Here is an 11,094-nt window from a genome sequence, read left to right as displayed (position 1 = left end):
AGACAGTTCGGTCCCTATCTGCCGTGGGCGTTGGATGATTGAGGGGAGCTGCTCCTAGTACGAGAGGACCGGAGTGGACGAACCGCTGGTGTTCGGGTTGTCATGCCAATGGCATTGCCCGGTAGCTACGTTCGGAATCGATAACCGCTGAAAGCATCTAAGCGGGAAGCGAGCCCCAAGATGAGTCATCCCTAGGTCCTAGAGACCTCTGAAGAGCCGTTCGAGACCAGGACGTTGATAGGCAGGGTGTGTAAGCGTTGCGAGGCGTTGAGCTAACCTGTACTAATGACTCGAGAGGCTTAACCATACAACCCAGATGGGTTTTACGGACTTGAAGAAGTCGATACTTGATTGAAGTTTGAACTCAAGCTCTGAAAAGAGCACAGCTTTCTGAATTGAAGAACAAAGGTTAATGACGCAGGTGATTGTTTGGCTGATAAAGCTGGAGCAATACCGTCAGACGGAGAATTAACCAGTAAGAATATGTCTGGTGACAATAGCATTGTGGTCCCACCTGATCCCATCCCGAACTCAGAAGTGAAACGCAATCGCGCCGATGGTAGTGTGGGGTCTCCCCATGTGAGAGTAGGTCATCGCCAGACGCCCAATAAAATGAAAAATCCCCAGCACTCTGTGTTGGGGATTTTTCGTTTTAATAGCATTTTGATATATCCACTCTCACATGGGGAAGATAAAGAGTCCGAACGCAGTGAGGCCAATCCCATGTGGAGTAGGGTGAGGTTGTCGCGTTTATCAAACTCAGTTTGATGCGACAAACGAACGCGCAGAGCTTGCTCGAAGCTGGCCATCGCCAGACGCCTAACAAACAAAAAAGCCCTAGCTGAATGCTAGGGCTTTTTTGTTTGTCTCGCTTCCAGCGAGCACGACTTAACATGCAGCCCAAAGCGGCTGGCGCAGTGTTTACCCCTTAGCTCGCAGCCAAGCTGCTTCGCGCTCCAGCCATCCATCAAGCTGTGCTTGCTATTCATCCTGCTGTTACTTAACTTATATGCAGTTTTTGCCAAAGGGATCTTTGAATGAAGTTAGAGATGATTTGTACCGGAGAGGAAGTATTGTCCGGTCAGATAATAGATACCAATGCCGCCTGGTTTGCCAATGTGATGATGGAGCATGGGGTTGAGGTGCAGCGCAGGGTCACAGTGGGGGATAGACTCGAAGATCTGATTGCTGTGTTTCAGGAGCGTAGTCTCCATGCCGATATCATTCTGGTTAATGGTGGTTTGGGACCAACCAGCGATGATCTCTCGGCTGAAGCCATGGCTAAAGCCAAGGGTGAGCCTCTGGTTGAGAACGCCGAATGGCGTGCCAAGATGGAGGCCTGGTTCAGCCGTAACAACAGAGAGATGCCGGCGAGTAATCTGAAACAGGCTTTGCTGCCTGAGTCTGCCGTCATGGTGGATAATCCGGTTGGCACGGCCTGTGGCTTTAGAGTCAAACTCAATCGTGCCTGGCTCTATTTCACTCCCGGGGTGCCATTTGAGCTGAAACATATGGTTGAGGAGCAGTTTCTGCCCTTTATCAAACAGGAGTTCGGCCTGGATGCAAAAGTCGCATTGAACAAGCTGTTGACCCTGGGCCATGGCGAATCGACGCTGGCCGATAAGCTGGAAGCATTGGAGTTGCCAGCAGGGATCACCATAGGTTATCGCTCCTCTATGCCACATATAGAGATCAAGTTGTTTGCCCGCGGTGATAAGGCCATTGCTCTGTTGCCCCGAGTCACCAATCATGTGCGACAGGTTTTGGGCACTGCGGTTGTTGCCGAAAATCGCGCGACACTGGCGGAAGAGATCCATCACAGGTTGTTGAATTCAGGTCTAAGTCTTAGTCTGGCCGAGTCCTGTACCGGAGGTATGTTGACCAGCCAATTGGTGGCTTTCCCTGGCAGTTCTTCCTATTTGCATCAGGGGTTGGTGACCTACAGCAATGAAAGCAAGGTGCGGATTCTTGGGGTTCAACCTTCAACACTGGATGACCATGGCGCTGTGTCGATTGCCACCGTTGAGGAGATGGCGATGGGGGCCAGGGCGATACTGGATAGCGACTATGCTCTGGCCACCAGTGGTATTGCCGGTCCTGACGGCGGCACGGAGGAGAAGCCTGTCGGTACGGTCGCTATAGCCTTGGCGACCAAAGGCGGTTGTTACAGCCAGATGATTCAGCTGCCAAGACGTTCTCGAGAACTGGTTCGCAGTCTCAGCAGCGCAGTAGCCTATGACATGCTGCGCCGCGAGTTGTTGGGCGAGGCGGTTATTGTTGACTACTCATCTATTGGTCGATTTGCCAAATAGTCAAAGGCAGCAATAGGTTAAATAAAAATACGCAGCCAAGGCTGCGTATTTTTTGTGCGCTGAATATCGATTATTTAAACTCCAGTACCAGCTTGCCTGGTTTAACCTGAAGGCTCTTGGTCATATCGGCCAGTCTCGCTTGGTTGCTGTCCTGGGTGTCCAGAACATAAACCGGCTGACTTTCGAGGAAGTTGCGGATAAAGCCCATCAACTGCGGGGCAATACCCTGTAAAGCCCGCTGAATATCCTTGGGATTGGACTCGACAGAGGTCAATTCCAGACCACGAAGATAGACGCCATGGGTTTGGTTGTCATACCAAGGCTTGGCCTCAAACTCTGTTGTCAGGCTGGCACGCAAGGGAAACAGCGGCGTTCTGAGTATCAGCTCAGAGGTGGCTTTCACCGCCATGGTATCCGGCTTGTGCCCCAATTTGACAGTTACCCTATTCAACTGGATCTCTGTTGCCAGTGGCCCCTGGGTGTCTTGCATATCCAGTTGCAGCTCTTTATTCAGATAGGATTCCAGCTGTCCTTCGCTGATGCTGTATTGGCTGACACAGCCGCCCAACATCAGCATCAACCACAGAGACAGTATTAGGTGCAGCCTCACCCTGTATTCCTCATGCCCGCCGCGACACCGGCTATGGTCAGCATCAGCGCCAGTTGCAATTGTTCCGAGGTTTCCTGTTCCTTGCGACTTCGGGCCAACAGCTCGGCCTGCAGGAAGTTGAGCGGGTCGATATAGGGGTTGCGAAGCCGCACCGACTCCCGGTTCCAAGGAGTATGCGACATCAGGCTGTCAGAGCGGGTCAGTTCGAGTACTGCCTGGATCCCCTGTTGTAGTCTCTCCCTGAGGGCCTCACCCAAGTGACGCAGTTCTTTAGGCACCAGGCAGGTGTCGTAATAGCGGGCGAGGTTGGGTTCTGCCTTGGCATACACCATTTCCAGCATGGAGATACGGGTGTTGAAGAAGGGCCACTGGCGTTCCATCTCCTGTAGCAAAGAGAGTTCTCCTCGCTTGGCCGCGGCTTCAAGAGCCTCACCGGCACCGAGCCAGGCCGGCAGCATCAAACGGTTCTGTGACCAGGCGAATATCCAGGGAATGGCGCGCAGGCTTTCGATACCGCCATCCACCCGGCGTTTGGCCGGTCGGCTGCCGAGTGGCAGTTTACCCAGCTCTACTTCAGGCGTTGCGGCTCTGAAATAGGCAACAAAGTCAGCTTCTTCCCTGACGATGCTGCGGTAGGCCAGTACAGATTCATCGGCCAGTCGCTGCATGCATTGCCGCCACTCCTGTTTGGGCTCGGGAGGCGGAAGCAAAGTGGCCTCCATCACCGCCGAGGTGTAAAGCGCCAGTGACTGCACCGCCAACTTGGGGAGGCCGAATTTGAAGCGGATCATCTCTCCCTGCTCTGTCACCCGGATCCGTCCGTCAACTGAGCCCGGAGGCTGTGACAGAATCGCCTGGTGAGCAGGGCCGCCGCCACGACCGATAGTACCGCCACGGCCGTGGAACAGAGTCAGTTTGACGCCGGCCTTCTTACACACAGCAACCAGTTGTTCCTGCGCCCGGTATTGTGCCCAGGCCGCGGCCATGACTCCGGCATCCTTGGCCGAATCCGAATAACCAATCATTACTTCCTGCATGCCTTTGGTGTAACCCAGATACCAATCGATATCGAGCAGGGCTGAGATGCAATCGGCGGCATTATTGAGGTCGTCCAGGGTCTCAAACAGCGGCACTACCCGCATGGGATAGCGGCAGCCGGTTTCCTTGAGCAGCAAGAGTACCGCCAACACGTCGGATGGTTGGCTGGCCATGGATATCACATAGGAGCCCAGTGCTTGTTGAGGCTGAGTGGCTATCAAGCGGCAGGTTGCCAGTACCTCGGCCACCTCGTCTGATGGCTGCCAGTTTACCGGGATCAAGGGTCTACGATTGGCCAGTTCCCTGAGCAGGAAGGCCTGCTTTTCTGTCTCATCCCAATGGTTGAAGTCACCCATGCCCAGGTAGCGGGTAAGCTCGGCAATGGCATTGGCGTGGCGCTCTGCATCTTGGCGGATATCCAACCTCAGCATATGAATGCCGAAGCAGGCCAAGCGGCGCAGCATATCCAGCAGCAAGCCGTTGGCTATCAGGCTCATGCCGCAATCACACAAGCTTTGATACAGCATCAGCAGTGGTTTTTTCAGATCGTCCTGATGCCAGATGATGCTATGGTTGTCGACCTCGGGCTGATGACCTTCGAGGCGGGCATTGAGATAGTCTATGGTGTTGCGCAGCTTTTGGCGCAGATCTCTGAGCACGTCACGATAAGGTTCGCAGCTGCCGTTGGTATACTGGCTCAGCTCCTCGTTGGCTTCTTCCATGGACAATTCGCCAACCAGAGAGACGATATCTTTGAGATAGAGTCTGGCGGCGGCATGGCGGTTACGATCCAATACTTCCTGAGTGACCTCGGCGGTAACAAAGGGGTTGCCGTCACGGTCGCCCCCCATCCAGCTGGAGAATCGCACCGGAGCGATATCAATCGGTAGTTGGCTGCCGGTGCGTTCTTCTACCTGGTCGTTGAGCTGGCGTAAAAAGTCGGGAATCGCCTGCCACAGTGAGGTTTCGATAGTCGCCAAACCCCAGCGGGCTTCATCCACCGGCGTTGGGCGTTCGCGGCGGATCTCATTGGTATGCCAAATCTGGGCAATTAGCTGCCGCAGTCGCAGATTGATCTGTTTAAACTCGCGCTCGCTGAGCTGATCGTTTTCCAGTGCCGTCAGGCAATCGACCACAGATGAGTACTTCTGGATCAGAGTGCGGCGGGATATCTCGGTCGGGTGTGCCGTCAGTACCAGATCTATGTTCATCTCCCTGAGACAGGACAGCATTTGCTTCTGATCTATGGGGCCGTTGAGCATGCGTCCGAGCAGTTGCTCCACGGGATCCGGTACACACACCAGCTCATCACAGTTGCGGCTGATGGTATGAAACTGCTCGGCGATATTCGCCAGGTTGAGAAATTGGTTAAAAGCTTTGGTGACCGGCACCAGTTCGTCATCGGGCAAGGCCGTCAGCAGTTCCAACATCTGCTGGCGGGCGCTTTCGTCACCCTGACGGGAACTCTTGGCCAGTTGGCGGATCTGCTCCACCTTATCGAGAAATGGCTCCCCCAAATCGGATCGCATGGTGTCGCCGAGGATCTGCCCAAGCATACTGACGTTGGATCTTAAGGATGCATACATATCTGCCATCGTGTTGATTGCTCCAAAGAATAGTGAGAAAGAGTCGTCGTTTCGGGCGGACTTGAGTAGAGCACAATAACCAGCACTGTGCCCTGTGGTCAATACGCTGAGGTATTTGCCTCGCGTTGTTTCCAGCGGCTGTGGGCTGGATCATTATTTTATACAGGCATGATAAATAAGCTGTTTCAGCAAATTTATCGTGGGTTTGATCTGCGCCGTATCCAAATATTCATCGGGCTGATGAGCCTGCTCTATGCTGCCGGGTCCCAATACCAGAGTGTGGCACCCCAGTTGCCGAATATAAGGCGCCTCTGTGGCATAGTTCACCACTTGCGGTGCCTGCCCCGCCAGGCTGGCGACCAGTTGGCTCCAGGGAGAGTCTCTATCATCGGCAAAGGGCTCTGAGCCGGGATAGAGTTCGCTGATGGAAACCGCCCCCGGGAATTGCTCGCAGACCGGCTGTAAATACTGCTGCAGCATGAGTTGCAGATCGGTCAAAGCCAACCCGGGAAGCGGGCGAATATCCAGATGCAGATCACAGCAGCCACAGATACGGTTGGCGGCATCGCCGCCGTGGACATGGCCAAAGTTCATGGTTGGGTAAGGCACACTGAAGGCGTTTTCGCGATAGTGTTCACTCAAATGCTGCTTGAGTTTAAGTAGTCGGCCTATGATCAGATGCATCACTTCTATGGCATTGAGTCCCTTGGCCGGATCCGACGAGTGGCCGCTCCGGCCTGTTACCCGAATGCCTTGAGCCATGTGCCCCTTATGCATATAAACCGGCCGCAGGCTGGTGGGTTCGCCTATGATGGCAAATTCAGGCTTGATTGCAGCGTTGGCGGCAAAGGCCTTGGCCCCATTCATTGTGGTTTCTTCATCGGCACTGGCGAGAATATAAAGAGGCCGCTTCATTTGTGTCAGCGGCAGTTGTTTCAAGGCCTCCAATATCAAGGCAAAGAAACCTTTCATGTCACAAGTTCCCAAGCCATACCAAAGATTATCTTTTTCGGTTAGCCGAAAGGGATCATGCTGCCAACGGCCTTCATCGAACGGCACTGTGTCTGTGTGCCCGGCCAGCAGTAGGCCACCTTGGCCAGTACCCAGGTTGGCCAGCAGGTTATGTTTGTTGCGACTGCCGGGCACCGGCTGGCGGCGGCACTCCAACCCCAAATCGCTAAACCAGTTGGCCAGCAAGTCGATAACGGCAGCATTGGATTGATCTTGCTCGGGCTCCAGGGCACTGATGGAGGGCGAGGCGATAAGCGCACTGAAGCTTTCTGTGAGTTCCGGCAGTTTTTTCATGACTATCCTGCAAAACATTAAAAATAACTATTCATATATATTGCATAAATAAATTGCTGTGTTAGTCTAGCAAACAGCTAAAGCCAGTGTCATCTTTCATGGTGACTAAATTCAGTGAGACTAAGTATGTTGAGTTCGACCTTGAGCTTGATTCAGACCCAAAACTGCAATAACTCCCTGCGACGATAAACTTGTCATTAGGCGTTGAGCCACGGGCTTTCGTTGTGCCCTTCCTTTTTTGATTAGCTTTAAGAATTAGAAACCATGAAAAATATCGCCATTATAGGGGCCAGTGGATATACAGGTGCCCAGTTAACCGCCCTGATCCAAGCCGAGCCAGAGTTAAGCATTCAAGGGTTGTATGTCTCTGAAAATAGTCTGGATAAGGGCAAAAGCCTGGCCGAGCTTTATCCTATTTATCAACATATCTCTGCAGTGTTGCAGCCGTTAACGCCAGAGGCCAAACAGCAGATAGTGGCGCAGGCCGACGCCGTGGCGCTGGCGACCGAACATTCGGTAAGCCTGGAATTGGCGGCCTGGTTTTATGCCCAGGGGCTGGCGGTATTTGATTTGAGCGGTGCCTATCGTTTCAGCGACGCGGCCAATTATCCCAAGTGGTATGGCTTTGAGCATAACCAAGCCGAAGTATTGGCACAGGCGGTTTATGGCCTGGCCGAGTGGAATGCCGAGGCGATTGCCAACAGCAAGATGATTGCGGTTCCCGGTTGTTATCCCACGGCATCCCTGTTGGCGCTTAAGCCGCTCAAGTCACTGATGACAGATGCCTTCCCCGTTATCAATGCCGTTAGCGGTGTGACCGGAGCCGGACGCAAGGCGCAGCTGCACACCAGTTTCTGTGAAGTGAGTTTAACGCCCTACGGTGTGCTTGGTCACAGGCATCAGCCCGAAATCGCCAGCCAACTGGGGCAGGAAGTGATTTTTACTCCGCACCTTGGCAACTTCAAACGCGGCATTCTCGCCACTATTACGCTGCAGCTCAAGCCGGGTACCAAGGCAGAGGACGTTGCCGAGGCTTACAGTATCTACCATGGCTCGAGCATAGTCAGCGTAAAGCAGAACCAATTCCCTAAGGTGGATGACGTGGTACATACGGGCAATTGTCATCTGGGATGGAAGTTTGATGAACAGAACCATTATCTGGTGGTGGCCAGTGCCATAGACAACCTGATGAAAGGCGCTGCCAGTCAGGCGCTTCAATGCATAAAGATTCACTTTAAATACTAATTATTCCCGGAACGGTTAGAGAGAGTTGTCACTATGAGCACGAAAGACAAGGTGTTGGTTCTGAAAGTTGGCGGCGCACTGATGCAGTGTGAGATGGGAATGGCCAGGCTGATGGATACTGCGGCGAAAATGCTGGCCCAGGGACAGAAGGTGGTTCTGGTTCATGGTGGCGGTTATCTGGTGGATGAACAGCTCAAGGCCAATGGCATGGATACGGTGAAGCTCGACGGCTTGCGGGTCACCCCGCCGGAGCAGATGCCGATCATCGCCGGCGCTCTGGCCGGTATGTCCAACAAGATACTGCAGGCGGCGGCCATCAAGGCCGGTGTCGCCAGCGTTGGCATGAGTCTGGCGGATGCCAACTTGGTCGATGCGGTAATTAAAGATGAACGCTTGGGGCTGGTGGGTGAAGTTTCCCCCAAAGACGGCAGCTATATCAATTTCGTTCTGTCTCAGGGGTGGATGCCCATTGTCAGCTCCATTGCAGTCTCCAGCGAAGGGCAACTGCTTAACGTCAATGCCGATCAGGCCGCCACAGTGCTGGCCAAGCTGGTGCAGGGCAAGCTGGTACTGCTCTCCGATGTTTCCGGAGTATTGGACGGTAAGGGGCAGTTGATCGCCAGTCTTAATCGCAGCGAAATCGACGACCTGGTGAAACTGGGCGTGATAGAGAAAGGCATGAAAGTCAAAGTAGAGGCGGCGTTGGAAGTCGCAGAACTCATGGGGCAGCCGGTACAGGTTGCTTCCTGGAGAGATGCGGCGCAACTGGCTGCATTGGCTCAGGGCGAAGCCGTGGGTACGCAAATAAAACCATAGGAGAAGGCAGTATGAAGCACCTGTTGACCATTAAAGAACTTACCCAATCCCAGTTGCTGGCGTTGTTGGATCTGGCCAAGAAGATCAAGGCCAATCCGGCAGACTACCGACACGCGCTTGCGGGCAAGAGCGTAGTGATGCTGTTTGAAAAACCTTCCCTGCGTACCAGGGTCAGTTTCGATATCGGTATCCACAAGCTGGGTGGCCACTGTCTTTATCTGGATCAACAAAATGGTGCTTTGGGCAAGCGCGAATCTGTTGCCGATTTCGCCGGTAACCTTTCCTGCTGGGCCGACGCCATAGTGGCACGGACTTTCAGCCACAAGACCATAGAAGGGCTGGCCGAGTTTGGCACTGTGCCTGTGATCAATGCGCTGTCGGACTTGTACCACCCTTGTCAGGCACTGGCGGATTTTCTGACCCTGTCAGAGCAGCTCGGTGACTTGAGCAAGGTGAAATTGGCCTATGTGGGCGATGGCAACAACGTGACCCACTCGCTGATGATAGGCGCTGCCATTTTGGGTGCCAGCATGACGGTTATCTGCCCCGAAGGGCATTTCCCCGATGGTCTGATTGTTAATGAAGTACAGCAACTGGCGGCCGAGAATGGTGGCAGCCTGGTACTGACTTCGGACATCGCCGCCCTGGAAGGTCAGGATGCCGTCTACACTGATACTTGGATTTCCATGGGCGACCAAACAGAACTTTCTGATATTGAAGCGAAATTTAATCCTTATCAGATCAATCAGCCGCTGATGGATCAGTATAAGGTGAAGTATTTTATGCATTGTTTGCCCGCTCACAGAGGGGTAGAAGTGACAGATGAGGTGATGGATGGCAAAGGTTCTCTGATCCTGCAACAGGCAGAAAACCGCATGCACGCGCAGAATGCCGTTCTGGTAACACTTTTGAGCTGATGGCCAAGGGCCAGTTGAATCTAGGAAAATTAAGATGTCTATTGCACAGAAAAACACAGATGTAAAAAAAGTTGTCCTGGCCTACTCCGGCGGCCTGGATACCTCGGCCATTATTCCCTGGCTGAAAGAGAACTATAACAACTGTGAGATCGTCGCCTTTTGTGCCGATGTTGGACAAGGGGAAGCCGAACTTGAAGGTTTGACAGAAAAGGCGTTGGCCTCCGGCGCCAGTGAGTGTCATATTGTTGATTTGAAAGAAGAGTTTGTTAAAGACTACATCTATCCCACCATAGCGACCGGTGCCATTTATGAGGGAACCTATCTGCTGGGTACCTCCATGGCCAGACCCATTATCGCCAAGGCTCAGGTGGAAGTGGCCCGCAAGGTCGGCGCCGACGCCCTGTGTCACGGTTGTACCGGCAAGGGTAACGATCAGGTGCGTTTCGAAGGCTGTTTTGCCGCATTGGCGCCGGATCTGAAAGTGATTGCTCCTTGGCGTGAGTGGACCATGGAGAGCCGTGAAGATCTGCTGGCTTACCTGGCCGAGCGCAACATCAAGACCTCGGCTTCGGCCACCAAGATCTATAGCCGCGATGCCAACGCCTGGCATATCTCCCACGAAGGTGGGGAGCTGGAAGATCCCTGGAATGAGCCCAGCAAAGAGGTGTGGACCATGACAGTCGATCCGCTGGATGCGCCAGATGAGCCTGAGTATGTCAGCCTGAAAGTGGAAAACTGCCGGGTGACCGAAGTCAACGGTGAGGCCCTGAGCCCCTATGCGGCGCTGATGAAACTGAACCAGATTGCTGCCGCCCACGGTGTTGGCCGTATCGATATTACTGAAAACCGGCTGGTGGGGATGAAGTCCCGTGGCTGTTATGAAACACCGGGCGGCACTGTCATGTTTGCTGCTCTGAGAGCGGTAGAGGAGTTGGTGCTCGACAAGACCAGCCGTAACTGGCGGGAACAGGTGGCCGCTCAGATGGCACATCTGGTCTATGATGGCCGTTGGTTTACGCCTCTGTGCAACTCGCTGTTAGCGGCATCCGAGGCACTGGCCCAGGACATCAACGGCGAAGTGGTGATCAAGCTCTTCAAGGGCCAGGCGGTAGCCGTGAAGAAACGTTCTCCCAACAGCCTGTATTCCGAGGCGTTTGCCACTTTCGGTGAAGACACGGTTTACGATCAGAAACACGCCGAAGGCTTTATCCGCCTCTACTCTCTGGCGAGCCGTATCCGCGCGCTCAACAGTAAGTAAGCGTCAG

Annotated in this window: 8 protein-coding genes and 2 rRNA genes; 7 read left to right on the top strand and 3 right to left on the bottom strand. The window is 53.7% G+C overall.

Features of this window, described 5'->3' with window-relative positions; genetic code table 11:
* From AYI96_RS17855 to AYI96_RS17845, 3 genes are all read left to right on the top strand, one after another.
* Window positions 1-307 (top strand): 23S ribosomal RNA (locus AYI96_RS17855); the annotation flags it as partial.
* 179 nt (window positions 308-486) lie between these two features.
* Window positions 487-602: ribosomal RNA gene (rrf, locus tag AYI96_RS17850) — 5S ribosomal RNA — on the top strand.
* A 435-nt stretch (window positions 603-1,037) separates the two neighbouring features.
* Window positions 1,038-2,312 (top strand): CinA family nicotinamide mononucleotide deamidase-related protein, encoded by a 1,275-nt coding sequence (locus AYI96_RS17845; protein WP_039036113.1) that lies wholly within the window; start codon window positions 1,038-1,040, stop codon window positions 2,310-2,312.
* A 70-nt stretch (window positions 2,313-2,382) separates the two neighbouring features.
* Here AYI96_RS17845 and AYI96_RS17840 read toward each other — a convergent pair whose 3' ends face one another.
* The 3 genes from AYI96_RS17840 to argE form a co-directional block, all read right to left on the bottom strand.
* Window positions 2,383-2,889, bottom strand: coding sequence for a DUF1439 domain-containing protein (locus AYI96_RS17840; RefSeq protein WP_052248306.1), 507 nt, complete (start codon window positions 2,887-2,889; stop codon window positions 2,383-2,385).
* Window positions 2,890-2,918: 29 nt separating this feature from the next.
* Window positions 2,919-5,555 carry a phosphoenolpyruvate carboxylase gene (ppc, locus tag AYI96_RS17835; protein WP_144362088.1) on the bottom strand — a complete coding sequence of 879 codons (2,637 nt, stop codon included), beginning with the start codon at window positions 5,553-5,555 and terminating at the stop codon, window positions 2,919-2,921.
* Between the two features lie 144 nt (window positions 5,556-5,699).
* Window positions 5,700-6,851: an acetylornithine deacetylase gene (gene argE, locus AYI96_RS17830; protein ID WP_144362087.1), complete on the bottom strand. Its 1,152-nt coding sequence runs from the start codon at window positions 6,849-6,851 to the stop codon at window positions 5,700-5,702.
* Window positions 6,852-7,115: 264 nt separating this feature from the next.
* Here argE and argC point away from each other — a divergent pair, with 264 nt between their 5' ends.
* The 4 genes from argC to AYI96_RS17810 are packed head-to-tail and all read left to right on the top strand — an operon-like array spanning window position 7,116 to window position 11,087.
* On the top strand, window positions 7,116-8,096 hold the full coding sequence (gene argC / locus AYI96_RS17825; protein ID WP_039036117.1) for an N-acetyl-gamma-glutamyl-phosphate reductase: 981 nt from the start codon (window positions 7,116-7,118) through the stop codon (window positions 8,094-8,096).
* A gap of 33 nt (window positions 8,097-8,129) precedes the next feature.
* Window positions 8,130-8,912, top strand: coding sequence for an acetylglutamate kinase (gene argB / locus AYI96_RS17820; protein WP_025011587.1), 783 nt, complete (start codon window positions 8,130-8,132; stop codon window positions 8,910-8,912).
* 11 nt (window positions 8,913-8,923) lie between these two features.
* On the top strand, window positions 8,924-9,829 hold the full coding sequence (locus AYI96_RS17815; protein WP_039036118.1) for an ornithine carbamoyltransferase: 906 nt from the start codon (window positions 8,924-8,926) through the stop codon (window positions 9,827-9,829).
* A 34-nt stretch (window positions 9,830-9,863) separates the two neighbouring features.
* Window positions 9,864-11,087: an argininosuccinate synthase gene (locus AYI96_RS17810; RefSeq protein WP_025889296.1), complete on the top strand. Its 1,224-nt coding sequence runs from the start codon at window positions 9,864-9,866 to the stop codon at window positions 11,085-11,087.
* Window positions 11,088-11,094 lie beyond the last annotated feature (7 nt).

This window comes from Shewanella sp. MSW (assembly GCF_007636515.1).
Taxonomy (GTDB): Bacteria; Pseudomonadota; Gammaproteobacteria; order Enterobacterales; family Shewanellaceae; genus Shewanella; species Shewanella indica.
The sequence above is the reverse complement of the archived record's forward strand: the minus strand, read 5'-3'. Positions and strand labels throughout refer to the sequence as shown.

Excerpts from the sequence above, each read along its gene's own strand:
- AYI96_RS17845 (WP_039036113.1), top strand. The coding sequence starts at position 1,038 with ATGAAGTTAGAGATGATTTGTACCGGAGAGGAAGTATTGTCCGGTCAG.
- AYI96_RS17810 (WP_025889296.1), top strand. The coding sequence starts at position 9,864 with ATGTCTATTGCACAGAAAAACACAGATGTAAAAAAAGTTGTCCTGGCC.
- AYI96_RS17815 (WP_039036118.1), top strand. The coding sequence starts at position 8,924 with ATGAAGCACCTGTTGACCATTAAAGAACTTACCCAATCCCAGTTGCTG.
- AYI96_RS17840 (WP_052248306.1), bottom strand. The coding sequence starts at position 2,889 with ATGCTGATGTTGGGCGGCTGTGTCAGCCAATACAGCATCAGCGAAGGA.
- ppc (WP_144362088.1), bottom strand. The coding sequence starts at position 5,555 with ATGGCAGATATGTATGCATCCTTAAGATCCAACGTCAGTATGCTTGGG.
- argB (WP_025011587.1), top strand. The coding sequence starts at position 8,130 with ATGAGCACGAAAGACAAGGTGTTGGTTCTGAAAGTTGGCGGCGCACTG.
- argC (WP_039036117.1), top strand. The coding sequence starts at position 7,116 with ATGAAAAATATCGCCATTATAGGGGCCAGTGGATATACAGGTGCCCAG.
- argE (WP_144362087.1), bottom strand. The coding sequence starts at position 6,851 with ATGAAAAAACTGCCGGAACTCACAGAAAGCTTCAGTGCGCTTATCGCC.